The organism is Pseudomonas congelans, from assembly GCF_900103225.1.
GTDB lineage: Bacteria > Pseudomonadota > Gammaproteobacteria > Pseudomonadales > Pseudomonadaceae > Aquipseudomonas > Aquipseudomonas congelans.
Genome location: NZ_FNJH01000004.1, coordinates 491,070 through 515,379, shown reverse-complemented (window position 1 = coordinate 515,379; position 24,310 = coordinate 491,070). Strand labels below are relative to the sequence as shown.

The 24,310-nt window shown below is 60.5% G+C and carries 25 protein-coding genes; 17 read left to right on the top strand and 8 right to left on the bottom strand.

Going from position 1 to position 24,310, the window contains the following annotated elements:
• Window positions 1-133: 133 nt before the first annotated feature.
• The gene (locus BLR20_RS17065; RefSeq protein WP_054992808.1) at window positions 134-1,720 is read right to left on the bottom strand and encodes an ABC transporter substrate-binding protein; all 1,587 of its coding nucleotides are present in this window, start codon (window positions 1,718-1,720) and stop codon (window positions 134-136) included.
• Between the two features lie 364 nt (window positions 1,721-2,084).
• Here BLR20_RS17065 and rpmB point away from each other — a divergent pair, with 364 nt between their 5' ends.
• Window positions 2,085-2,318, top strand: a complete 234-nt coding sequence (gene rpmB, locus BLR20_RS17055; protein WP_002551514.1) for a 50S ribosomal protein L28 — start codon at window positions 2,085-2,087, stop codon at window positions 2,316-2,318.
• A gap of 11 nt (window positions 2,319-2,329) precedes the next feature.
• Window positions 2,330-2,485 carry a 50S ribosomal protein L33 gene (gene rpmG, locus BLR20_RS17050; protein WP_002551515.1) on the top strand — a complete coding sequence of 52 codons (156 nt, stop codon included), beginning with the start codon at window positions 2,330-2,332 and terminating at the stop codon, window positions 2,483-2,485.
• An 81-nt stretch (window positions 2,486-2,566) separates the two neighbouring features.
• On the opposite strand, the gene BLR20_RS17045 is transcribed toward rpmG, so the two are convergent.
• Window positions 2,567-2,935 (bottom strand): cupin domain-containing protein, encoded by a 369-nt coding sequence (locus BLR20_RS17045; protein WP_054992809.1) that lies wholly within the window; start codon window positions 2,933-2,935, stop codon window positions 2,567-2,569.
• Between the two features lie 237 nt (window positions 2,936-3,172).
• Between BLR20_RS17045 and BLR20_RS17040 the strand changes: the two genes are divergently transcribed.
• Together BLR20_RS17040 and BLR20_RS17035 are read left to right on the top strand one after the other, a co-directional pair.
• Entirely contained in the window at window positions 3,173-4,666 is a 1,494-nt protein-coding gene (locus BLR20_RS17040) for an aldehyde dehydrogenase (RefSeq protein WP_054992830.1), read from the top strand.
• 224 nt (window positions 4,667-4,890) lie between these two features.
• Window positions 4,891-6,039: an MFS transporter gene (locus BLR20_RS17035; protein WP_054992810.1), complete on the top strand. Its 1,149-nt coding sequence runs from the start codon at window positions 4,891-4,893 to the stop codon at window positions 6,037-6,039.
• Here BLR20_RS17035 and BLR20_RS17030 read toward each other — a convergent pair.
• Together BLR20_RS17030 and BLR20_RS17025 are read right to left on the bottom strand one after the other, a co-directional pair.
• A complete protein-coding gene (locus BLR20_RS17030; RefSeq protein ID WP_074594872.1) occupies window positions 6,036-7,616 on the bottom strand; it encodes a phospholipase D family protein in 1,581 nt (526 codons plus the stop codon). The two genes, BLR20_RS17035 and BLR20_RS17030, sit on opposite strands and share 4 nt — an antisense overlap.
• A 72-nt stretch (window positions 7,617-7,688) precedes the next feature.
• Window positions 7,689-9,110 carry an aminotransferase-like domain-containing protein gene (locus BLR20_RS17025; RefSeq protein WP_054992811.1) on the bottom strand — a complete coding sequence of 474 codons (1,422 nt, stop codon included), beginning with the start codon at window positions 9,108-9,110 and terminating at the stop codon, window positions 7,689-7,691.
• 175 nt (window positions 9,111-9,285) lie between these two features.
• Here BLR20_RS17025 and BLR20_RS17020 point away from each other — a divergent pair, with 175 nt between their 5' ends.
• Window positions 9,286-9,537, top strand: a complete 252-nt coding sequence (locus BLR20_RS17020) for a DUF1127 domain-containing protein (protein WP_010426852.1) — start codon at window positions 9,286-9,288, stop codon at window positions 9,535-9,537.
• A gap of 4 nt (window positions 9,538-9,541) precedes the next feature.
• On the opposite strand, the gene BLR20_RS17015 is transcribed toward BLR20_RS17020, so the two are convergent.
• Window positions 9,542-10,855, bottom strand: a complete 1,314-nt coding sequence (locus BLR20_RS17015) for an NAD(P)/FAD-dependent oxidoreductase (RefSeq protein WP_054992812.1) — start codon at window positions 10,853-10,855, stop codon at window positions 9,542-9,544.
• Window positions 10,856-10,960: 105 nt separating this feature from the next.
• Here BLR20_RS17015 and BLR20_RS17010 point away from each other — a divergent pair, with 105 nt between their 5' ends.
• A complete protein-coding gene (locus tag BLR20_RS17010) occupies window positions 10,961-11,314 on the top strand; it encodes a YkgJ family cysteine cluster protein (RefSeq protein ID WP_003403950.1) in 354 nt (117 codons plus the stop codon).
• Between the two features lie 7 nt (window positions 11,315-11,321).
• Here BLR20_RS17010 and BLR20_RS17005 read toward each other — a convergent pair whose 3' ends face one another.
• Window positions 11,322-11,810, bottom strand: coding sequence for an Lrp/AsnC ligand binding domain-containing protein (locus BLR20_RS17005; RefSeq protein ID WP_010426849.1), 489 nt, complete (start codon window positions 11,808-11,810; stop codon window positions 11,322-11,324).
• Window positions 11,811-11,967: 157 nt separating this feature from the next.
• Here BLR20_RS17005 and dadA point away from each other — a divergent pair, with 157 nt between their 5' ends.
• From dadA to BLR20_RS16975, 6 genes are all read left to right on the top strand, one after another.
• On the top strand, window positions 11,968-13,269 hold the full coding sequence (dadA, locus tag BLR20_RS17000; RefSeq protein ID WP_003367454.1) for a D-amino acid dehydrogenase: 1,302 nt from the start codon (window positions 11,968-11,970) through the stop codon (window positions 13,267-13,269).
• Entirely contained in the window at window positions 13,241-13,594 is a 354-nt protein-coding gene (locus tag BLR20_RS16995) for a RidA family protein (RefSeq protein WP_003314012.1), read from the top strand. Before dadA ends, BLR20_RS16995 begins: the two co-directional genes overlap by 29 nt.
• Before the next feature lie 73 nt (window positions 13,595-13,667).
• A complete protein-coding gene (gene alr / locus BLR20_RS16990; protein WP_054992813.1) occupies window positions 13,668-14,741 on the top strand; it encodes an alanine racemase in 1,074 nt (357 codons plus the stop codon).
• Between the two features lie 125 nt (window positions 14,742-14,866).
• Window positions 14,867-15,415 (top strand): cupin domain-containing protein, encoded by a 549-nt coding sequence (locus tag BLR20_RS16985; protein WP_010426847.1) that lies wholly within the window; start codon window positions 14,867-14,869, stop codon window positions 15,413-15,415.
• A gap of 25 nt (window positions 15,416-15,440) precedes the next feature.
• Entirely contained in the window at window positions 15,441-15,764 is a 324-nt protein-coding gene (locus BLR20_RS16980) for a c-type cytochrome (protein WP_054992814.1), read from the top strand.
• Between the two features lie 121 nt (window positions 15,765-15,885).
• Entirely contained in the window at window positions 15,886-17,817 is a 1,932-nt protein-coding gene (locus tag BLR20_RS16975) for an acetyl-CoA hydrolase/transferase C-terminal domain-containing protein (protein ID WP_054992815.1), read from the top strand.
• A gap of 54 nt (window positions 17,818-17,871) precedes the next feature.
• Here the strand turns inward: BLR20_RS16975 and BLR20_RS16970 are convergent, their stop codons facing one another.
• On the bottom strand, window positions 17,872-18,396 hold the full coding sequence (locus BLR20_RS16970) for an Mpo1 family 2-hydroxy fatty acid dioxygenase (RefSeq protein WP_010426844.1): 525 nt from the start codon (window positions 18,394-18,396) through the stop codon (window positions 17,872-17,874).
• 81 nt (window positions 18,397-18,477) lie between these two features.
• Between BLR20_RS16970 and BLR20_RS16965 the strand changes: the two genes are divergently transcribed.
• The 5 genes from BLR20_RS16965 to gcvH all read left to right on the top strand — a co-directional run bounded on the left by BLR20_RS16965 (window position 18,478) and on the right by gcvH (window position 23,901).
• On the top strand, window positions 18,478-19,188 hold the full coding sequence (locus BLR20_RS16965) for a Crp/Fnr family transcriptional regulator (protein WP_054992816.1): 711 nt from the start codon (window positions 18,478-18,480) through the stop codon (window positions 19,186-19,188).
• Between the two features lie 116 nt (window positions 19,189-19,304).
• A complete protein-coding gene (locus BLR20_RS16960) occupies window positions 19,305-20,306 on the top strand; it encodes an extracellular solute-binding protein (protein WP_054992817.1) in 1,002 nt (333 codons plus the stop codon).
• A gap of 312 nt (window positions 20,307-20,618) precedes the next feature.
• Window positions 20,619-22,235, top strand: coding sequence for an ABC transporter permease (locus BLR20_RS16955; protein ID WP_054992818.1), 1,617 nt, complete (start codon window positions 20,619-20,621; stop codon window positions 22,233-22,235).
• A gap of 153 nt (window positions 22,236-22,388) precedes the next feature.
• Window positions 22,389-23,471, top strand: coding sequence for a glycine cleavage system aminomethyltransferase GcvT (gene gcvT / locus BLR20_RS16950; RefSeq protein WP_054992819.1), 1,083 nt, complete (start codon window positions 22,389-22,391; stop codon window positions 23,469-23,471).
• 43 nt (window positions 23,472-23,514) lie between these two features.
• Complete coding sequence (gcvH, locus tag BLR20_RS16945; RefSeq protein WP_010426839.1) at window positions 23,515-23,901, top strand: glycine cleavage system protein GcvH; 387 nt, start codon at window positions 23,515-23,517, stop codon at window positions 23,899-23,901.
• Window positions 23,902-23,969: 68 nt separating this feature from the next.
• Here gcvH and BLR20_RS16940 read toward each other — a convergent pair whose 3' ends face one another.
• Window positions 23,970-24,290 carry a DUF2388 domain-containing protein gene (locus BLR20_RS16940; RefSeq protein ID WP_002551535.1) on the bottom strand — a complete coding sequence of 107 codons (321 nt, stop codon included), beginning with the start codon at window positions 24,288-24,290 and terminating at the stop codon, window positions 23,970-23,972.
• Window positions 24,291-24,310 lie beyond the last annotated feature (20 nt).

Below are 24,310 nucleotides of genomic sequence, written 5' to 3'. Positions count from 1 at the left end.
GCTCGGATTATCGTTCCCACGCTCTGCGTGGTAATGCCGGTCTGGACGCTCTGCGTCCGGTCTTCAGGTGAGCCGTGCCAATGCAGGGCATTGGCGCGACGTCATACAGAAAGGTCGAGGTCAGTCTGGCGACTTACTTGACCTGCACCTTGTAGAAATCCTGCCTGCCGAACGGGCTGACCTGGTAACCGGTGACGTCCTTGCGCACCAGGGCTGCAGCCGTCGGGTGGGCGAGGGGGAGCCACAGTGCCTGCTGCTGAATTTGCTGCTGGGCCTGGTGATACAGCTTGCTGCGCTTGGCCTGGTCACTGACTGATTTACCGTCTGCGATCAGCTTGTCCAGTGTCTTGTCGCAATAGCGGGCGAAGTTGGTGCCCGATTGCACAGCTGCACACGAGAACTGCGGGGTCAGGAAGTTATCCGGGTCGCCATTGTCGCCCGCCCAGCCCATGAACAGCAGGTCATGCTCGCCAGCCTTGGCGCGGCGAATCAGCTCACCCCATTCAATGATCTTGATCTCGGCATTGATGCCGATCTGTTTCAAGTCAGCCTGCAGCAATTGAGCGCCCAGGCTCGGGTTCGGGTTCAGCAGGCTCCCGGAAGGTCGCGTCCAGATGGTGGTCTTGAAGCCCTCTTTCACACCGGCCTTGGCCAGCAGCGCCTTGGCCTTGGCAACATCGTGCTGATAGCCAGGCAGATCCTTGGCGTAGCTCCAGGTGTTGGGCGGGTAAGGACCATTGGCCTTTTCAGCGGTGCCTTCGAACACGGCTTTCAGGTAATTGTCCTTGTCGAACGCCAGGTTGATGGCCTGGCGAACTTCCGGCTTGTCGAACGGCGGGTGCTGGCTGTTGATCGCGACAAACGCGGTCATGAACGCTTCAGTCTTCTCGACCTTGAGCGAGTCGTCCTTGCTGGCTGCCTGAATATCCAGGGGTTTGGGCGAGAGCGCTATCTGGCATTCGTCCTGACGGATTTTCTGCAGGCGCACATTGGCGTCCGGAGTGATGGCATACACCAGTGTGTCGATGTCGGATTTGCCGGCGAAGTAATCGTCGAACGCCTCATAGCGCACCGCGGCATCTTTCTGGAAGCGCTTGAACACGAACGGCCCGGTGCCGATCGGCTGGCTGTTGAGTTTTTCCGGCGTGCCCGCCTTCAATAGCTGCGCGGTATATTCGGCTGAATAGATCGAGGCGAAACCCATGCTCAGCGTGGCCAGGAAGGTCGAGTCCGCGTGGTTGAGCGTGAAGCGCACGGTGTGTGCATCAGGCGCTTCGATGCTCTTTATCAAGGCGGGCAACTGCATGGACTGCGCATGCGGGAAACCGCTCTGGGCGATCTTGTGCCACGGGTTCTGCGGGTCGAGCATGCGCTGGAAGCTGAACAGCACGTCATCCGCGCTCAGCTCGCGCGTCGGCTTGAAATAGTCGGTGGTGTGAAATTTCACTCCGGGGCGCAGCTTGAAGTTGTAAGTCAGTCCGTCTTCGGAGACAGTCCAGCTTTCCGCCAGGCTCGGCACCAGCTTGCCGCTCTTGGCATCGAAGTCCACAAGGCGGTTCATCAGCACGTCGGCCGATGCGTTGGTGGTGGTCAGCGAGTTGTACTGTACAACGTCGAAGCCCTCGGGGCTGGCTTCGGTGCAGACCACAAGGTTCGATGCCTGGGCAGCGACGGGAAGCAGGAGTGGAACGAGCAAAAAAGGGAGTGCAGCTAGGCGCATGGCGTTATTTCCTGTTCAGAAAGGGCCCCATCTGCCGGCGCAGTCTGGTGAGGGACTAACCCTAGACCATGTACTGGCGCAGAACAATCGTCACGGCGCGACGAGCGGTCGATTTGCCTGTGCCCCCGCTGTGCTTGAGCATACCGCTGCGCGAGGCGCGATCATTCGGGTCAAAGTGCTTTGCCTGTTGTTGTGCCAAAGGCTTTCTGGTATAAAGCAGCGCTCTTTTCTAGGGGCCCGGTTCCTTCACTGTAGGTGTAGCCGGTAAGACCCTTAAAGAAACGCGGCGCCTGGCGCCAAATGACTGAGAGATTAAGCGGCCAACCCATGCCGGGTTGGGCATGTGGTTTTAGAGGGCTGAGGCATGTCGAGAGTATGTCAAGTTACCGGTAAGGGTCCGGTGACTGGGAATAACATTTCCCACGCAAACAACAAAACCCGTCGTCGTTTCCTGCCAAACCTGCAGCATCACCGCTTCTGGGTTGAAGGCGAGAAGCGTTTTGTTCGTCTGCGCGTATCTGCTAAAGGCATGCGTATCATCGACAAGCGTGGCATTGAAGTTGTGCTCGCTGAACTGCGTCGCGACGGCAAAATTTAAGGGAGAAAATCATGCGTGAATTGATCCGTTTGGTGTCGAGCGCTGGTACAGGCCATTTCTACACCACCGACAAGAACAAACGTACTACCCCGGATAAAATCGAAATCAAAAAATTCGATCCGGTTGTACGCAAGCACGTGATCTACAAAGAAGGCAAAATCAAGTAATTGATTCTGTCGGCTACAAAAAAACCCGCCTTGGCGGGTTTTTTTGTGCCTGCGTCCCTGGCGTAGCTGCCAGGGCGTTACTTATTTATCTGCAGCCGCTTCGAACACCACATAAATCTTGCGGCATGTTTCCAGCACCTCCCAGGTGCCCTTGAAGCCTGCCGGAATCACGAATCGGTCGCCTGCGCGCAGGGTTTTCGCGTTGCCCTGCTCGTCGCGCAGGACTGAGACACCCTGCACAATCTCGCAATACTCATGCTCTGAATAATTCACCTGCCACTGCCCAGGCTCGCCATTCCAGACGCCCGCACTCATCTGTCCGCAGGGGCTGTTGTAGTGGTTGTAGAGGGTTTGTGCCGGGTCGCCCTTGAAAATCTTTTCCGGTGCAGGGCGATAGTGCTCCGCAGCGGTGCTGGCTTCACTGAAGTCGACGATGCTTTCGATGCTCATGATGGGCCCCTTGTCCTGAATGCGTTGAAGGTTTGACGTGCGTGCAGTGCGTTAGTGCCTCGGCGCGCGTGCGGAGCTGTTTAATAAAATCAACATAAAAGCACCGTAGCGGCTATTTATGTCAAATATATTGGTTTTGTCGGGCCGCTGGTTTAGGGTACTGCCGTCCTGAAAATTTCATATTGTGTCTTTAATCAACCATGACACACCCACATTCAACAAGAGGAGGACATGCAAATGACCACCCTGACTCGTGCTGACTGGGAGCAACGCGCCCAGAATTTGAAGATCGAAGGCCGTGCCTTCATTCAAGGCGAATACACCGCAGCCTCCTCCGGCGAGACGTTTGACTGCATCAGCCCGGTCGATGGCCGGATGCTTGCCAAGGTTGCCAACTGCGACACCGCTGACGCGCAACGCGCGGTCGACAGTGCACGCAGTGCCTTCAACTCCGGTGCCTGGTCGCGACTGGCTCCGGCCAAACGCAAGGAAACGATGATCCGTTTCGCCGAGCTGCTCAAGCACAATGCCGAAGAGCTGGCGCTGCTTGAGACTCTGGACATGGGCAAGCCGATTGGCGACTCGTTCGGTGTCGACATCCCCGGGGCCGCCAGAGCCCTGAGCTGGAGCGGCGAGGCCATCGACAAGCTGTATGACGAAGTCGCGGCAACGCCTCATGACCAACTGGGCCTGGTGACACGCGAGCCAGTAGGTGTCGTGGCCGCCATCGTACCGTGGAATTTTCCGCTGATGATGGCCTGCTGGAAACTGGGCCCTGCGCTGTCCACCGGCAACTCGGTCATCCTCAAGCCATCGGAAAAATCTCCGCTGACGGCCATTCGCATTGCACAACTGGCCATTGAGGCCGGCATTCCTGCGGGCGTGCTCAATGTGCTGCCTGGCTATGGCCACACCGTCGGCAAGGCGCTTGCCCTGCATATGGACGTGGACACCGTGGTGTTCACCGGCTCGACCAAAATCGCCAAGCAACTGATGATCTACGCGGGCGAATCGAACATGAAGCGCGTCTGGCTGGAAGCCGGCGGCAAGAGCCCGAACATCGTCTTTGCCGACGCGCCTGATTTGCAGGCCGCCGCCAGCGCAGCCGCCAGCGCGATTGCCTTCAACCAGGGCGAAGTCTGCACCGCCGGTTCGCGCCTGCTGGTCGAGCGCTCGATCAAGGATCGCTTCCTGCCGATGGTGATCGAGGCACTCAGCGCCTGGAAGCCCGGTAACCCGCTGGACCCTGCGACCACCGTGGGTGCGCTGGTCGATACCCAGCAGATGAACACCGTGTTGTCCTATATCGAAGCGGGCCACACCGACGGCGCCAAGCTGGTTGCGGGTGGCAAGCGCATCCTGCAGGAAACCGGCGGCACCTATGTCGAGCCGACCATTTTCGATGGTGTGAACAACGCGATGAAAATCGCTCAGGAAGAAATTTTCGGTCCGGTGCTTTCGGTACTGACGTTCGACAGCGCCGAAGAAGCGATCCAGATCGCCAACGACACGCAGTATGGGCTGGCCGCTGCCGTATGGACCGCGAACATCTCCAAGGCGCATCTGACCGCCAAGGCTTTGCGTGCAGGCAGCGTATGGGTCAACCAGTACGACGGCGGCGACATGACCGCACCGTTCGGTGGCTTCAAACAGTCGGGCAATGGTCGCGACAAGTCGCTGCATGCGTTCGACAAATACACCGAGCTGAAGTCGACCTGGATCAAGCTGTAGTCATTTGCTCATCGCTCCCACGCTCTGCGTGGGAGTGTAGTTCTGGACGCTCCGCGTCCTGGTTTGCATGTGCGCAACGGCACGAATCTATGACGCGGAGCGTCGCGGGATGCATGCCAACGCGGAGCATTGGCACGATGGTCATCTCAAGATTGATCATCGCTCCACACAGGATTTGTACAAGGCGATGAGCGCGTAGCGCAGCGCCGGGCAGGAGCGTGGAAATGCGTTGGGGTACTTATTTTGCTGTGCTGGCGTCTGTGCTGGGCGTCGGTCTGGCAATGGGCGTCAGCATGCCGCTGGTTTCATTGCGGCTGGCGGGCTGGGGCTACGGCTCGTTTGCCATTGGCATCATGGCGGCGATGCCTGCGGTGGGCGTGCTGCTCGGCGCGGCGCTTGCCAGTCGCCTGGCGGCGCGCTTTGGTACAGCTAATCTGATGCGCCTGTGCCTGTGGGCCGGGGCAGTTTCAGTCGGCGCGCTGGCGCTGCTGCCGTATTACTGGATATGGCTGGTCCTGCGCCTGACCCTCGGGGTGATTCTGACCATCGTCTTCGTGCTGGGTGAAAGCTGGATCAATCAGTTGGTCATCGAGCGCTTGCGCGGGCGTCTGGTGGCGCTGTATGGCAGCACCTACGCATTGAGCCAACTCGCGGGTCCGCTGCTGCTGGGCGTGATCGGCACCCAGGCCGACTATGGTTTCTGGATTGGCGTAGTGCTGCTGGTCGGCTCACCGTTTCTGCTGCTGGGGCGTACCGGCGCGCCGTCGACCGAATCTTGCAACGTGACGTTTGCCGATCTGTCCGGCTTCTGTCGCGGCATGCCTGCCATCGCCTGGGCGGTCGCCCTGTTTGCCGCGTTCGAAGCGCTGATCCTCACCCTGTTGCCGCTGTACTGCATACGCCACGGCTTCACTCCTGAAATCGCTCTGCTCATGGTCAGCGTGGTGGTGGTCGGTGATGCGCTGCTGCAACTGCCGATCGGCATGCTCGCCGACCGCATTTCACGTCGTGCGATGTTTACCGGCTGCGCCGCTTTGCTGCTGGCGTCCAGCCTGCTGGTGCCGCTGCTGATCGACACCATTCTGATCTGGCCGCTGTGGACCGTCTTCGGGGCCAGTGCCGGCGGGCTGTTCACCCTGTCGCTGATTCTGATCGGCGAACGCTATCGCGATGATTCACTGGTCCGCGCCAACGCGCATGTTGCTCAACTGTGGGGCATCGGCTGCCTGCTCGGCCCTTTGATAGCCGGCGCGGGCAGCCAGTGGGTCAGCGGTGAAGCCCTGCCGCTGATGATGGCTGCAGGTGCGCTTGGCCTGTTGATACTGATCCGGCGACGCGGCGCGTTCGGGGATGCGCAGGCTGCGCCCGCTTAAAGCATTCTTTCCAGGCCGATGGCGCGGCTCATCCACGCATTGAAACGCCGCCACCAGTCGCCCGGTTCGGTATGCAGAGTGTGGATCTGGCCGTTGTCTTCGGTTACCCACACCACTTTGCCGTCCTCCAGCCGCGCTTCGTAGGTGAGCGACGGGGCCATGCCCTGCAAGGTCAGTTCGCGCAGTTGTTCGGCCAGTTGCGGACTGTCGACCAGTACGCCCACTTCGGTATTCCACAGCACAGAGCGCGGGTCGAAGTTGAATGAGCCGACAAAGACTTTCTGTCGATCAAAGATCATCGCCTTGCTGTGCAGGCTTGATTCGGAACTGGCCAGAGAATGGCTTTTCTTGAACAGGTGCGGACCGCCGCCGCGCATCGTCTCGGTATCGCCAGGCTGTCGGCGCAGCTCGAACAGTTTCACGCCATGCTCCAGCAGCGCCTTGCGGTACGGCGCATAGCCGCCATGCACGGCAGGCACGTCGGTGGCTTCCAGGGAGTTGGTCAGCAGACTGACGTTGACGCCGGCATCGGCACGACCGGTCAGGTACAGCAAGCCTTCCTGGCCCGGTACAAAGTAGGCCGAGATCAGCATCAGTTCCTTGCGAGTGTTCAGCAGTTCAGGCGCCAGTTGCGTGGTCAGCAGCAGGTGCGGATCAGGCTCGCCCTGCGCCAGTACCTTGGTGGGTGCGTCCCACAGCGCCTGGTTGTACGCCCAGACCAGCTCGTTGAGCCAGGTCTTCATGCGCGGCTGAGTCTTGTAGGCCATCAGTCGCTCATACAGCGCCTTGTGCTGCTGGTGCGCCTGCTCCAGCGAGTCGTCCAGCTTGCGCCGGGCCTCGGCCAGATCCTCGCCGTCGGGCAGGAAATACATGAACTCATCGATAGGCTTGCTGAGCGTGCTGTTCCAGTACTGGTCGAAGCTGTGGCCGAGCTGCTCGGCCACCGGCCCCACGCTGAGCATGTCGATATCGGTGAAGTTCAGGTTCGGCTCGGCATCGAAGTATTCATCGCCCAGGTTGCGCCCGCCGACGATGGCCACGCTGCTGTCGGCCAGCCATAGCTTGTTGTGCATGCGCCGGTGCTGGCGCGACAGGTTCATCAAGCGCCCGAGGCTGCGGGTGATGCCGGTTTCGCGCCCCAGGTTTTGCGGATTGAACAGGCGAATCTGAATGTTCGGGTGAGCGGCGAGGGTAGCGATGGCCTGATCCAGGCCATCGCTGGTGGTGTCGTCCAGCAGGATGCGCACACGAACGCCACGGTCTGCCGCCTTGAGCAGTTCGTCGATCAGCGCGCGTGTGCTCAGGCCGTCGTGGACGATGTAATACTGCAGATCAAGGCTGCTCTTGGCGTTGCGGATCAGTTCGGCACGAGCCTTGAAGGCGTCACTGCTGTCCGGCAGCAGGCGAAAGCCAGAACGCCCTTCGTGCGGCATGGCCATGGCCTGGATCGAGCGGCCGAACGCAGAGCCTGAAGACGGCATGGCCTGGCTTGGCTCGCTGGCGACCTGTTGATGCGCGCAACCGCTGACGCACAACGCCACCAGCAAGCAAAAGGGCAAGGCCCATGAATTATTCAAATTGATCTTCCGCGTCTGGACATGGCTCGACTTGGCGATATGACCCGCAAAACCGGGAAAGATTTGCCCGCATCAGTCAGTTTGCGCATTCAGCAGTGCAATTGTCTCGCCCACGATACGCACGGCGCTCTCGATTTCGCGGCTGGATTTGGTCGCGAAGTTCATGCGCATGCAGTTACGGTACTTGCCCGAGGCCGAAAAGATACTGCCCACGGCGATCTGTACACCCTTGCCCAGCAGGGCGCGGTTCAGGCGCAGGGTGTCGAAGCCTTCGGACAGTTCCACCCACAGCATGAAACCGCCTTGCGGCCGGCTGGCGCGGGTGCCCTCGGGAAAATAGCGCATCACCCAGTCGATCATCTGGTCGCGACTGCGCTGGTATTGGGTACGCATGCGCCGCACATGAGGCTCGTAGTGGCCGCCTTCGATGAAATCGGCGATGGCTAATTGAGGTTGCGGGGCGGTCGAGCCGGTGCCGATGTATTTCATGTGCAACACCTGCTCCAGATAACGGCCCGGCGCTACCCAGCCGATTCGCAGCCCCGGTGCCAGGGTCTTGGAAAACGAACTGCACAACAGGACGCGACCGTCTTCGTCGAAGGATTTGATGGTGCGCGGGCGAGGGTAGTTGTAGGCCAGGTCGCCATACACATCATCCTCGATGATCGCCACGTCGAAACGCTGCGCCAGGGTCAGCAGTGCCCGCTTGCGCGCTTCGGGCATGACGTAGCCCAGTGGGTTGTTGCAGTTGGGTGTCAGCTGAATGACCTTGATCGGCCATTGCTCCAGCGCCAGTTCCAGCGCTTCGAGGCTGATGCCGGTCAGCGGGTCGGTGGGGATTTCCATGGCTTTCATGCCCACGCCCTTGAGCGTCTGCATGGCGCCGAAGAAGCTTGGCGAGTCCACCGCCACGATGTCCCCCGGCGAGCAAATGGCCCGGACACTGGCTGAAAGGGCTTCATGGCAGCCATTGGTGATGATCAGGTCATTGGCGGTCAGGTTGCAGCCCGAGTCGAGCATCAGCCTGGCAATCTGTTCGCGCAGCCTGCGCACGCCATAGATGTTGTCGTAATACAGCCCCGGCATGTCCTGATGACGACTCAACTGACTCAGCGCGCGCATCAACGGTTTCAGGGTCGGGCTGGTGACATCGGGCATGCCGCGCCCCAGCTGCGTGACGGCTTCAAGGGGTGCCACGCGAATCAGGTCCAGTACCTGATCCCATTGAGAGATATCCACAGGCCGCTGCACCGGCCTGCCTACCGCTGGCAGCGCAGGTGCTTTTCGGCTGACCGAGACGAAATAGCCGGACTTGGGTTTCGGCGCGGCCAGGCCATTGTCTTCCAGCACCCGATACGCCTGCTGCACGGTACTCAGGCTGACGCCATGTTCGACGCTCAACGCGCGTACCGAGGGCAGGCGGTCGCCGGGACGATAGAAGCCGTTTTCGATTCGCGAGCCGAGCAGTTCGGCGAGGTTGACGTAGAGCGTCATGGCGTACTCTCAGGAATTTTATTGCGTCAAAGCAATACAGATTGGCCGGAAATATAGCATTCAGTAGCGTTTTTGAATCATCTGTATGGAAAATATAAAAGACTTTTGAATCTGTATTGTTTTTGCCGTTCGCTTCATCATGAACCCACACCCACCCAGGATGAGGGAACAGGACATGAACGGGTTCAGCGATGTACGCCTTGCGCTTCACAGCCAGGAATTGAATGAGTATCGGCCTGCGACGCTTAGAACCGTCCGCTCGAACAAGGCCGATCTGTTGGCAGGCATGGGTCGCTGGGCACTGTATCGCCATCGCTGGGCGTCGCGCCGTACCTTGCTGACACTGACTGACGATCAGTTGCGCGACATCGGCCTGGATTTCCGCCAGGCGCGGGTCGAGGCCATGAAGCCGTTCTGGCGGCCTTGAGCCTCTAGCGCAGCTCTTTGAGACGGTGCCAGAGCATGCCCAATGCCAGCAGGGGCGAGCGCAAGTGCTTGCCGCCGGGAAAGGTCATGTGCGGCACTTTGGCGAACAACTCGAAGCCATCGCTGTGTTGCCCGGCGATGGCTTCGGCCAACAGTCGGCCCGCCAGATGCGTGGCATTCAGGCCGTGGCCCGAGTAGGCCTGAGCATAAAACACATTGCGGTGCTGCTTGAGCCGGCCAATTTGCGGAAGGCGATTGGCACCAATGCCGATCATCCCGCCCCACTGGTAATCGATCTTCACGGTGGCCAGTTGCGGAAACACCTCCAGCATCTTCGGTCGCATGTACGCGGCGATGTCCTGAGGGTCACGACCCGAGTAATGGCAGGCACCGCCGAACAGCAAGCGGCGGTCGGCAGACAGCCTGTAATAATCCACCGTCACCCGCTGATCACAGACTGCCATGTCCTGCGGCAACACTTCACGGGCCTGCGCTTCGCTCAATGGCTCGGTCGCGATGATGTAGCTGCCGGCAGGCAACACCTTGCCGCTGATTTCCGGATTCAAGTCGTTGAGGTAGGCGTTGCAACCCAGCACCAGGGTCTGCGCCTGCACCGAGCCGGCAGCCGTATGCACCCTGATTTGCGGGCCATAGTCGATGTTCGTCACTGCTGAATGCTCAAACAGCTGAACGCCTAGCGACTGCGCAACAGCCGCTTCGCCCAGGGCAAGGTTTAACGGATGCAAATGCCCCGAGCCCATGTCGATCAGGCCGCCGACATAGCGCGAGGAGCCCACCACGCTGTGCATCTCTTCGGCTTGCAGCAGTTGCAGTGCATGGCGATAACCCAGGCTGCGCAACTCTTCTGCGTCTTCGGCAAGGCTGTGCAGGTCGCGTGGTTTGTTGGCCAGATCGCAATAACCCCACTTCAGGTCGCAATCGATAGCGTGCCGTTCGATGCGCTGACGCACGATCTCGACGGCCTCGATGCCCAGCAGCTTGAGCTGCCGCACGCCTTCGCTGCCTATGACATTGGCGAACTGTTCGAGACCATGACCGACCCCGCGAATCAACTGGCCGCCATTGCGCCCGCTGGCCCCCCAACCGATCTTGCGCGCTTCGAGCAGCGCAACGCTGAACCCGCGCTCGGCCAGTTCGATGGCGGTATTGAGGCCGGAGAAGCCACCGCCTACCACGCACACATCCACCTTCACCTCACCGTGCAGCGCAGGATGATCCGCTTGCGGATGGCTGCTGGCGGCGTAGTAGGAAGCAGCGTGCTGATCGTGACGAGTCGGGTGCTGAACGCGGGCGTTCATGAGCGTGTCCTGTTGGTGGCGGATGGCGTGTCGGGAGGATAAGCCGCTGTCATGAGCCTGCCAACTGAGGCAAACTCTCGGCCTTGTGCATGAGTGGTCGAGTCAATGAGCTGCAACCGTCAGAAAATAGCCGATCTGCGTCGCCAGATTCCCTCGTTCGAGTGTGTGCCTGGCTGCCACGACTGCTGTGGGCCGGTGACCACGTCGCCAGAAGAAATGTCGCGTCTGCCGCGCAAGACGGCCGCCGAGCAGGAAGCTGCGCTGGACGAACTCAATTGCGTACACCTTGGTCCGCAAGGCTGCACCGTGTATGACGAGCGTCCGCTGATCTGCCGCCTGTTCGGCACCACCGCAAGCCTGCCATGCCCGAATGGACGTCGCCCGGTCGAACTGATCCATCCCCGCGTCGAAAAGCAGATTCACGAATATATGGCGTCGACCCGCCAGGTGCTCGTGTAGCAAGCAATCAGTCGGCAATCGGCAGATTCAGGCTTTCTTTGACTTCCTCCATGACGATGTAGCTCTTGGACTCACGCACATGCGGCAGTTTGAGCAGGATATCGCCCAGCAGTTTACGGTAGGACGCCATTTCGGAAATCCGCGCCTTGACCAGATAGTCGAAGTCGCCGGACACCAAGTGGCACTCCAGCACATGGGGAAGCTTCAACACGGCGCGGCGGAATTCCTCGAAGGTGTCACCGGACTTGTAGTCCAGGCTGATCTCGACGAAAACCAGCAGGCTGGCCTTGAGGCTTTGCGGGTTCAGTCGGGCGGTGTAGCCCATGATGATCCCCTCGCGTTCCAGCCTGCGCACCCGTTCTGTACAGGGCGTGGTAGACAGGCCGACCCGCTCGCCAAGCTCGGTGAACGAGATGCGCCCGTCGGCCTGCAGGATGCGCAGGATGTTGCGGTCGATCTTGTCCAGCTCACGATTTGACTGGTGTTGAGTGCGCACGGGTCATTTCCCCTCTAGCAAAGCGTTTATCGCCGCGAATAAACACCAAATATAGATCGTTATACAGTGAGAAGCACTGCCCATTGCTCAATATACTGCGCACATCCTTGCTTAAAACTTCGAATTATCAGCGGATATCCGCGATGAGGTCATCGACATGCGCGTTCTGGTCCTTGGTAGTGGCGTCATCGGTACAACCAGTGCTTATTATCTGGCGCGTGCCGGTTTCCAGGTGACCGTCGTCGACCGTCAGCCTGCTGCCGCCATGGAAACCAGTTTTGCCAATGCCGGCCAGGTTTCTCCGGGCTATGCATCGCCATGGGCTGCGCCGGGTGTTCCGCTGAAAGCGCTCAAATGGCTGCTGCAGCGTCATGCGCCATTGGCGATCAAGGCGACAGCGGATATCGATCAGTACCTTTGGATGGCGCAAATGCTGCGCAACTGCACGGCCAGCCGCTATGCCGTCAACAAAGAACGCATGGTACGCCTGTCCGAATACAGCCGCGATTGTCTGGACGAACTGCGCCTCGAGACCGGCATTGCCTACGAAGGGCGCAGCCTGGGCACCACGCAGTTGTTCCGTACCCAGGCCCAGCTGGATAACGCCGCCAAGGACATCGCCGTGCTCGAGCAGTCCGGTGTGCCCTACGAACTGCTGGATCGCGAAGGCATCGCCCGCGTCGAGCCAGCGCTGGCCGGTGTGACCGGCATCCTCAGCGGCGCATTGCGCCTGCCCAACGACCAGACGGGTGACTGTCAGCTGTTCACCACGCGCCTGGCAGAAATGGCCGTGGCGCTGGGTGTCGAGTTCCGCTACGGGCAGAACATCGAACGCCTCGATCACGCTGGTGACCGCATCAATGGCGTGTGGATCGACGGCAAGCTCGAAACCGCCGATCGTTACGTGCTGGCGCTGGGCAGTTACTCGCCGCAGCTGCTCAAGCCGCTGGGCATCAAGGCACCGGTCTATCCGCTGAAAGGCTATTCGCTGACCGTGCCGATCACCAACCCGGACATGGCACCGACTTCGACCATTCTCGATGAAACCTATAAAGTCGCGATCACCCGTTTCGACAACCGGATCCGCGTCGGCGGCATGGCGGAAATCGCCGGTTTTGACCTGTCGCTCAATCCACGTCGACGCGAAACACTGGAGATGATCGTCGGTGACCTCTATCCTCAGGGCGGCGACCTGACCCAGGCCGATTTCTGGACCGGGTTGCGTCCGACCACTCCCGACGGCACACCGATTGTGGGTGCAACACCGTTCCGCAACCTGTTCCTCAATACCGGCCATGGCACTCTGGGCTGGACGATGGCGTGTGGTTCCGGTCGCTTGCTGGCAGACCTCATTGCCCGCAAGACACCCCGTATCAGTGCTGAAGGCCTTGATATCTCTCGTTACGGCAACACTCAGGAGAATGCACAGCATGTCAATCCAGCGCCAGCTCACCAATGAGCGCATGAGTCAGGTCGTTGTCCACAATGGCACCGTCTATTTGTCGGGCCAGGTCGGCAATGACATGACCGCGGGTGTCGAGCAGCAGACCCGAGAGGTTCTGAACAGCATCGAGCGCCTGCTCGACCTGGCCGGCACCGACAAGACGCGTATCCTGTCGGTCACCATTTACCTGAAAGACATCGATGCCCACTTCGCCGGCATGAACAGCGTCTGGGACAAATGGCTGCCCAAGGGTTTCGCGCCTGCACGCGCAACGGTCGAGGCCAAACTGTGCGAGCCGGAAATCCTCGTTGAACTGTCGGTGGTTGCCGCGCTGCCTTGACCCTTTTACCCGGCGCGTCCCTGCGTCGGGTTCGTCCTCCCTCTTTCCATCCTTTCAGGCAAGTAACGTCATCATGCGTCCAGCCCGCGCCTTTATCGATCTTCAGGCACTGCGTCACAACTACCAATTGGCCCGTGAAAACAGCGGCGGCAAAGCGCTCGCCGTCGTCAAGGCCGATGCCTACGGTCATGGCGCGGTGCGCGTCGCTCAGGCAATGGAGGCGCAGGCCGACGGTTTTGCAGTGGCCTGCATCGAAGAGGCGCTGGAGCTGCGTGCGGCCGGTATCCGTGCGCCCGTCCTGCTGCTCGAAGGTTTCTTCGAGGCCGATGAGCTGGCGCTGATTGTCGAGCATGACTTGTGGACCGTTGTACACGCGACCTGGCAACTGGAGGCCATCGAGCAGGCGCATCTGGGCAAGCCGATAACGGTCTGGCTCAAGCTCGACACCGGCATGCACCGGGTCGGCCTGCATCCTCATGAGTACCAGGCAGCTTATCAGCGTCTGCTGGCAACCGGCAAAGTGGCCAGAATTGTCCTGATGAGCCACTTCTCTCGCGCCGATGAGCTGAACAGCGGCTGCAGTGATGAGCAGCTCGCCGTATTCGAGACCTTTCGCAAGGGGCTGGCGGCAGAAACCAGCCTGAAAAACTCCCCGGCAGTGCTGGGCTGGCCACAGATTCCGAGCGACTGGTCGCGCCCGGGCATCATGCTCTACGGTGCTACGCCGTTTGAACAGGTGCACCCTCTGGCGGATCGCCTGCAACCGGTGATGACCCTGGAATCGAAGATCATCAGCGTGCGTGAACTGCCGGTGGGCGAGCCTGTGGGCTATGGCGCGACATTTGTCTGTGACCGGCCGTCGCGTATCGGGGTAGTGGCGATGGGGTACGCCGATGGCTATCCGCGTCACGCGCCGACCGGCACCCCCGTGCAGATCGACGGCCAGCCATCCAGGCTGCTCGGACGAGTGTCCATGGACATGCTCTGCGTGGACCTCACCGACGTGCCGAAGGCCGGGCTTGGCAGCCGTGTCGAGCTGTGGGGCAAGCAGGTGCTCGCCAGTGAAGTCGCCCAGGGTGCAGAAACCATTCCCTATGAAATCTTCTGCAATCTGCGTCGCGTTCCGCGCATCTATTCCGAAGACTGATTCCGCCCTCTGTGCGCCAGTCCGTGGTGTGTCAGGTGTTGGTCGAAGTGTTGTAAATATCGAACGCTGTTGCCATGATGGCGCTCATATCGACTAGACCTGACAAAACCTGGGGGAATATCGCATTGGACGTGGGTGAACGACTGCAATCGATTCGCAAGCTCAAGGGACTGTCCCAGCGTGAACTCGCCAAGCGCGCAGGTGTGACCAACAGCACCATCTCCATGATCGAAAAAAACAGCGTCAGCCCTTCGATCAGCTCGCTGCGCAAGGTGCTCGGCGGTATCCCCATGTCCATGGTCGAATTTTTCTCGGAAGAAACCGTGCCCGAGAACGCGGCTCAAGTGGTGTACAAGGCCAGCGAGCTGATTGATATTTCGGACGGCGCCGTGACCATGAAGCTGGTCGGCAAATCGCACCAGGGCCGCGCCATCGCCTTTCTTACCGAAACCTACCCACCGGGTGCCGATACCGGCGAAGAGATGCTCGTTCACGAAGGCGAGGAAACCGGAATCCTTGTCGAGGGACGGCTGGAGCTGGTGGTCGGGCTTGATACCTACGTGCTCGAAGCGGGTGACAGCTATTATTTCGAAAGCACCCGGCCGCATCGTTTTCGTAACCCGTTCGACGTCCCGGCACGATTGATCAGTGCGGCCACCCCGGCCAATTTCTGACCCGCCCCCTTGCGATGAGTGACGCGTGAAACTGACCCGGAAGATTCTGAGCATCGCAGGCGTTCTGACGTTGTGGGCGTTCAACGTGCAAGCCGCCGATACCGCCCGAGCCCCTGACGACATCATCGCCGCCCACTGCGTTGCCTGTCACAGCGTCGGCCTGCTCAACGCGCCGAAGATCGGTGACACGGCGGCCTGGGAACAGCGCGCCGGCCAAAAAGGCGGCCTTGATGGACTGCTGGCCAGCACCATCAAAGGCATCGGCATCATGCCCCCGAAAGGCACCTGCGGCGATTGCACGAACGACGAACTGAAGAACGCCATCCAGAGCATGTCCGGGCTGAAGTGAGGTGCACCCTCGCTTCCACAAGACTTATGTATGCGGGAACGATAGTTGCGTGGCGAGCATGCAGCACTTTGACGTTGTCACCGGTCCAACCTGCACCCAATAACAATTCAGGAGAGCTGGGATGCCGTATTCCTGTTCCATCGAGCATGCCGTCGATCACGTTCTGGCGCAGCTACCCGAGCACATCCACCTCGGCATGCCGCTGGGTCTGGGCAAGCCCAACCGGTTCGTCAACGCGCTGTACCGGCGCATCAGCGAGCTGCCCGAACGACGGCTGACGATCTACACCGCGCTGACACTCGGGCGGCCGACGCCCGGGGAAGGTTTGCAGGCGCGGTTTCTCGAACCGTTCCTGGAGCGCGTCTTCGCTGACTATCCGGAACTCGATTTCCTGGCTGCACTGCGCCGCGACAAACTCCCTGACAATATTCATGTGCAGCAATTCTTCATGCAGCCGGGCAGTTTGCTCAACAGCCAGTCAGCCCAGCAAGACTACGTCAGCAGCAATTACAGCCATGCCGCGCGCGACATCAACGCCAACGGCCTGAATCTGGTCGCGCAACTGGTGGCCCGTGACGAGCAGCGCCCTGGCACGCTGAGCCTGAGCTGCAACCCGGATGTGACTCTCGACCTGCTGCCGATGATCGCCAAGCGTCGGGCCGCCGGAGAAACCATTCTGATGCTCGGCCAGGTGCACGCCGACCTGCCTTACATGCCGGGCGACTCGGAGCTGGATATCGACGCCTTCGATGTGCTGATCGACGAAGACGAGCGCAGTACGCTGTTTTCCACTCCCAACATGCCAGTGGGCTATCAGGACCACCTGATCGGCCTGCACGCCAGCACACTGGTGCGTGACGGTGGCACGTTGCAGATCGGCATCGGCTCGATGGGCGATGCACTGACCGGCGCGCTGCTGGCCCGCCAGGCCGATAACGAAACCTGGCGCGGCCTGCTGGCAGAGCTGAACATGAGTAACTGGCAGACCCTGATCGATCGCGAAGGCGGCGTTCAGCCGTTCGCCAGCGGCCTTTACGGTTGCAGCGAAATGTTCGTCAACGGCCTGCTGGTACTCGCCGACGCCGGCATTGTGCGGCGCAAGGTGTATGCCGATGCAGAACTGCAACGGCTGGCCAATATGGGCACGCTGGATGAGGATGCCCATCCTGGTGGCGTGGTGGTGCATGGCGGCTTTTTCCTCGGCCCGCGCAGTTTCTACGTGCGGCTGCGCGAGCTGCCCGCCGAGCGGCTGGCACAGTTCAACATGACTGCCATCAGCTACATCAACGAGCTTTACGGCCAGGAAGAACTCAAGCGTCTGCAACGCCGCGATGCGCGCTTCATCAACAGTGCGTTTACCGTCACCCTGATGGGCGCGGCAGTGGCTGATCAACTGGAAGATGGCCGGGTGCTCAGTGGCGTGGGCGGTCAGTACAACTTCGTGGCGCAGGCCCATGCACTGGAAGGCGCCCGTTCGATTCTGATGCTGCGCAGCTGGCGTGAGTCGGGCGGCGAGGTCAGCTCCAACATCGTCTGGCAGTACGGCCACACCACCATCCCCCGACACTTGCGCGACATTGTCGTGACCGAATACGGCATCGCCGATCTGCGCGGGCAGACCGACGCGACGGTGATCGAGCGAATTCTGAACATCACCGACTCGCGGTTTCAGTCGGGCCTGATCGAGCAGGCACAAAAGGCTGGCAAGCTGCCCAAGGACTTCCGTCTCGATCCGCGCTTCACCGACAACACGCCCGAGCGCCTCAAGGACACTGCATCACGCTACCCGTCACTGTTCACCGAATACCCGCTGGGGTGCGACTTTACCGCCGAGGAGCGCGACCTGCTGAGAGCCTTGAACTGGTTGAAGAGCAAGCTCAAGCTCACTGAAATCCTCGAACTGGGCAAGGCGACCCTCGACGCTCCGGACCCGGAGGCCTTCCTCGTGCACTTGCAACGCATGCAGCTCGACGAGCCACAGGGCTTGCGCGAAGAGTTGTATCAGCGGCTGTTGCTGGCCGGGTTGCAGAACAGCACTGGGCTTGCCGGCTGAGAAGCGGGCACCGATCGTTGCCGCTGGCGACGATCGGTGCCCGGCGCTTGGCGCCTAGGTCGTCGCCTTGCGAGTCGCACGCCCCACCGGGCCGACGCGCTCTTCAATGGCGTTCTGCAGAACCTTGCGCTGGCCCATCAGAAACGCCAGCTCGGCGACCACAAACAGCGGGCCGATGATCAGCCCGGTCAGGTCATCGATAAAGGCCGGTTTGCGCCCCTCGTAGTAATGGCCGATGAACTGGATGATCCAGCCAATCACAAACAGCCCGACGCCCGCACTCAGCCAGACCATGGTTGCCTGCTGCGCAAGGTTGGCCCCGGCCCAGATGCACAGCGCCAGTGACACCGCCATGACGATGCCCAGGGCGCGGTCGAGTCGCAGGTAAAAGATCGTCGAGCCCAAGGCCAGCAGCGCCGCAGGTGAAAGCCACAGCCCGCTTATAGTCCAGCCCGGTCGCGAGAGAAGCACCGCTACGGCCAGCACGATCAGTGGAATACCCACGAAGTGCGTCACGATATTGCGTGAATCACGGTGATAAGCCGCGTATTGGCTGAGATGATCGACAAGGGTTTTCATTATTATTCCTGCCTGAGACGATGGCCGGCTTGAGCCTGATTTCTTGTACAACATGCATGGCTGAAAGAGAAGGGAGCAAAAATGACAAATGGAGTGTCGTGGCGGTCACGATTGCTATCCGATTACTGGTTTTCCCATCTGCCTGCCGGTCTGCAGGATAGCCTGCTGGACGCTGCCCGCCAGCGACGCAAGACGCCCGGCCAGCGGCTGTTCGACAAGGGCGATCTGCCCTGCGGTGTTTATGTGCTGCTGGAGGGCAGCGTGCGGATCGGCGGCGCTCACGAGCAACGGTTGCTGACACACAGGGAACCGGCGAGCGCGCCGTGCTGGTTTGGCGAAGTCTCGCTGTTTGACGGGCTGCCGCGCCGTTTCGAAGTCTGCTCGCTTGAACAGAGCATCTTTCTGCACATCCCCCAGCCATTCCTGACCCGGCTGCTCGACAGGCACCCCGAATACTGGCGCTGGTTTGCCGCACTGCTCAGCCAGAAAGTCGGGTTGCCGCTGCAGAGCCCCGAGAAAATGCGTCACCTGCCGCCACGGGCGAGGGTTGCCTGGCGCCTGCTGATGCTCAGCGAGGGGTATGGACCGTTGAGCCAGGCACGGCGCCTGATTGCGCTGGATGACATTCAGGCGGCGGAGCGTCTCGCGCTTGCTGCCCCGGCCTTGCTGGAAGTGCTTCAGGACCTGCATGAGCGCAGGATCGTGCGCCTGGGAGAGGAGCAGTTGGAAGTGTTCGATGTGGACAAGCTGCGCAGGGTTGCGAACTTTTCCAGAGCCAGGGCTGTGTGCTGATCACTGGTGATGATCAAGTCTGGAAACATCCGGTAACGGCTCCGCTGCCGCTTCGATTGAGATAGCAAATGGGATTCACTACCATTTCGCCTCATTTGCGAACGCGAGATACCCCGATGCAGGCAAGCAAGCGTCTTCTGGCTGCTCTGACACTGACTTTACTGGGCGGCACCGCTCAGGCTGCCGATGAAGTGGTGGTGTATTCGTCGCGGATCGACGAGCTGATCAAGCCGGTGTTCGATGCGTACACGGCCAGTACCGGGGTAAAGATCAAATTCATCACCGACAAGGAAGCGCCGTTGATGCAGCGCATCAGGGCCGAGGGTGAGAATGCCACCGCCGACCTGTTGCTGACGGTCGATGCGGGCAACCTCTGGCAGGCCGAGCAGATGGGTATCCTGCAGCCATTCACCTCGCCGGTGATCGAAGCCAACATTCCGCCGCAGTATCGCTCGTCGACCCACGGCTGGACCGGCCTGAGCCTTCGCGCGCGCACCATCGCCTACTCCACCGACCGGGTGAAGCCTGCCGAGCTGACCACTTACGAGGCATTGGCCGACAAGAACTGGGAAGGCCGTCTGTGCCTGCGTACGGCGAAGAAGGTCTACAACCAGTCGCTGACCGCCACGCTGATCGAAACCCACGGCGCCGAAGCATCCGAGAAAATCCTCAAGGGCTGGGTCAACAACCTGTCCACCGACGTGTTCTCCGATGACATCGCGGTGCTTGAGGCGATCAATGCCGGGCAGTGCGACGTGGGCATCGTCAATTCCTATTACTACGGTCGCCTGCACAAGGAAAAACCGGATCTGGCGGTGAAGCTGTTCTGGCCGAACCAGGCTGATCGCGGTGTGCACGTCAACCTGTCGGGTATCGGCCTGACCAAATACGCTCCGCACCCTGAAGCCGCCAAGGCGCTGGTCGAATGGATGACCGGCCCCGAGGCGCAGAAGATTTTCTCCAGCGTCAATCAGGAATTCCCGGCCAACCCGAACGTGGCGCCTTCAGAAGAAGTGTCGAGCTGGGGGCAGTTCAAGGCCGACACCATCCCGGTCGAGGTGGCAGGCAAGCGTCAGGCAGAAGCGATACGCATGATGGATCGCGCGGGCTGGAATTGATTTAATACCCAGTGCCTTATCGCTCCCACGCTTTAGTGCTCAGCGTTATGCACAGGTCCTGACTAGCCAGGAACACGGGGCTTTCAGGATTCTGCCCGCAGGGCGTAGGAGCGGACTTGTCCGCGAAGACGGTATTTCAGACGATGCACTTTCGGCTTTTATACCTGACCTTTCGCGAACAAGCTCGCTCCCACGGCCTTCGGCCAGAATCAAAAACAGCCTTGTGTATTACGCTGATCGCTCCAGCGTGAGTGGGCCGTGCCGCATAGATGTATGACTTAGAAACTGATCACTCCTCATTTCGAGAACACCGTGGCCCATCCTGTGCAACGCCGCTGGTACCCCCTGGTCTTTGCCATCGCTGCGCTGGTCGTGCTGCCGCTGAGCGTTCTGCTGCTGTCGTGGGAGACCATTGACCAGCAGATATGGTCACACCTGCTCGAAACCCAGATGATGCGCCTGCTGGGCAATACGCTGATTCTGGTACTGGGTGTCGGCGTGGGCGTGACGCTGCTGGGAGTGAGCCTGGCGTGGCTCACCAGCCTGTGTGAATTCCCTGGTCGCCGCTGGCTGGACTGGGCGCTGATGCTGCCTTTCGCGATCCCCGCCTACGTGCTGGCGTTCGTGTTCGTCGGGCTTCTGGATTTTTCCGGCCCGGTGCAGACGTTGATGCGCGAATGGTTCGGCTCCGGCCTGCGTCTGCCTCGGGTGCGTTCCACCGGTGGGGTGATCATCGTGCTGGTGCTGGTTTTCTATCCCTACGTCTACCTGTTGGCGCGCACGGCGTTTCTGGCGCAGGGCAAAGGCTTGATGGAAGCTGCGCGAGTGCTCGGCAACACGCCCTTGCAGGCGTTCTGGCGGGTGGCGCTGCCAATGGCACGTCCGGCCATCGGCGCGGGGGTAGCGCTGGCGCTGATGGAAACCCTGGCCGACTTTGGTGCGGTATCGGTGTTCAACTTCGACACCTTCACCACCGCTATTTATAAGACCTGGTATGGCTTCTTCAGCCTGTCCAGCGCCGCGCAACTGGCCAGCCTGCTGCTGTTGGCCGTGCTGGTGCTGCTGTACGGCGAACGCCGCGCCCGCGGTGCAAGCCGACCGGCCAACGAGCGTCCGCGTGGCGCTGCGCTTTACCGATTGCGCGGCATCAAGGCATTGGCCGCCAGCTTCTGGTGTGGGCTGGTGTTTCTCTGCGCTTTCGTGGTGCCGATGCTGCAATTGATCGTCTGGGTCTGGCAGCGCGGCCGCTTCGATCTGGATGAGCGCTACACCGGTCTGATTCTGCACACGCTCTATCTGGGTTGCATGGCGGCGTTGATCACCGTCAGCGTGGCGCTGATTCTGGCATTTGCCCGACGTATGGCGCCCACGCCTGCGATCCGCTCCGGTGTCAGCCTCGCCAACCTGGGCTACGCGTTGCCAGGCTCAGTACTGGCCGTTTCAATCATGCTGGCGTTCAGTTATCTGGACCGTGAACTGGTCATTCCGCTGTCCGGCTGGCTGGGCGGCGCAGGCAAGCCTTTGTTGCTGGGCAGCCTCTCGGCCCTGCTGCTGGCTTATCTGGTGCGTTTCATCGCAGTGGCCTTCGGTCCGCTGGAGCACAGCCTGTCGCGTATCCGCCCCTCATTGCCGGAAGCGGCGCGCAGTCTGGGGGTCAGCGGACCAAAGTTGTTTCTCAACGTGTATCTGCCGCTGCTGGTGCCCGGGGCGTTGAGCGCGGCGCTGCTGGTGTTCGTCGATGTGCTCAAGGAAATGCCGGCAACCCTGCTCATGCGCCCGTTTGGCTGGGATACGCTGGCGGTACGTATCTTCGAAATGACCAGCGAGGGCGAGTGGGCACGAGCCGCATTGCCGGCTTTGTCGCTGGTGCTTGTAGGATTATTACCCGTCATTGGGCTGATTCGTCGCTCTGCCCGTCAGATTGGCTAGGTGCGGGGCCCTCACCTTGCGGCTACAATGCGCCGCAATTGGTGCGGTCTGTCAGATAATTCGGTCAGCTGTTACGTGCTGCAAACTCCGGTTTATTGGGGGCTTGCCGATGTCTTCTGCCCGCACCTTCGCCACGCCCGGAAGGAGAAACCCATGGGACAGCGTACCCCCCTGTTCGACCTGCACCTCGCCCTTGGCGCGAAAATGGTCGATTTTGGTGGCTGGGACATGCCGTTGCATTACGGATCGCAGGTCGAGGAACACCATCAGGTGCGCCGCGACTGTGGGGTCTTCGACGTCTCGCACATGAACGTGATCGATGTGCTCGGCCGTCAGGCCCGGGTCTGGCTGCGTCGTCTGCTGGCCAATGATGTAGACAAGCTCAAAACTCCCGGTCGTGCCTTGTACAGCGCCATGCTCGACGAGAGCGGCGGGGTGATCGATGACATGATCGTCTACCTCACGCCTGAAGGTTATCGGCTGGTCGTCAATGCGGCGACCGGCGTCAAGGATCTTGCCTGGATGCAGGCGCAACTGGGCGACTTCGACGTGCAACTGGTCGAGCGCAGTGAAATGGCAATGCTCGCCATTCAAGGCCCCAAGGCCAGAGCCCGTATTGCCGAGCTGGTTTCAAGCGCCCGCGCCGAACTGATTCACCAGCTCAAGCCGTTCGAAGGGCTTGATGATGGCGACTGGTTTATCGCGCGCACCGGCTATACCGGCGAGGATGGCCTGGAGATCATGCTGCCTGCCGAAGAGGCGCAAAGCTTTTTCAATGAATTGGTCGGCGCGGGTATTTCGCCGATCGGCCTGGGCGCTCGCGACACGCTGCGTCTTGAGGCCGGCATGAACCTGTATGGCCAGGACATCGGTGAGCATGTTTCGCCCTTGGCTTCGAATATGGCCTGGAGCATCGCCTGGGAGCCTGCCGACCGTGATTTTGTCGGTCGCAAGGCGCTGGAGAGCGAGCGGGCTGAGGGAACTGCCTTCAAACTCGTGGGACTGGTGCTCGAAGAGCGCGGTGTCTTGCGGGCGCATCAGGTGGTACGTGTCGCAGAAATTGGCGAAGGAGAGATCACCAGTGGTAGTTTCTCTCCTACGTTGAGCAAAGCCATTGCACTGGCTCGCGTTCCGATGGCGACCGCTGACCGGGCCGAGGTGGAAATCCGCGGCAAATGGTATCCGGTGCGGGTGGTGCAGCCTGCGTTCGTGCGCCATGGCAAAACCTTGATCTAACCTATGGCGGGTTTTCCGCTGACCCGATGTTGAGGATGACTAAATGAGCAATATTCCCGCCGAGCTGCGTTTCGCCGAAAGTCATGAATGGGCACGTCTGGAGTCAGACGGCACCGTGACCGTCGGCATCTCGGACCATGCACAGGAAGCACTGGGCGATGTGGTCTTCGTCGAACTGCCGGAAATCGGCAAAGTGTTCGCTGCCGCTGACACCGCCGGTGTCGTCGAGTCGGTCAAGGCCGCTTCGGATATCTACTCGCCGGTCGCGGGCGAGGTCATCGAAGTCAACACAGCGCTGGGCGATGCCCCCGAGTCGCTCAACAGCGAACCGTACAGCGCCTGGATCTTCAAGCTCAAGCCAAGCGACGCCAACGGCGATCTGGCCAAGCTGCTGGATGCAGCGGGTTACAAGAGCGCCATCGGCGAATAACCGATTGCCGCTCAAAAAAATGCCGCTCATTGAGCGGCATTTTTGTGCGCGAAGCTAACCGGCAAGGCTTACTGGTTTTCAGCGACGAGGTTTTTATCCAGGATCGCGTTGGCCAGTTCCATGTCGGTGGCTTTCAGGCCGGGATTGTCTTTGCGCACTTGCTCGATGGCCGCTTCCAGGAACGGACCGCGAATGCCACCGTCGCTGGCGACGAAGCTGCCTGCGTCGTCCTGGGCGGCCACGATCAGTTTGTGATCCTTGAAGGTCAGATAAGTCGAGCCGGTGGTTGCACCGGACGACAGCACATTACGCCAGAAGGTGTCAGCCATCGCTGAACCCATTGGGATGGAAAGCAAGGCTACGGTGGCGACAGCAAACTTGAGACGCATGATGAGTTACTCCAGCTGTG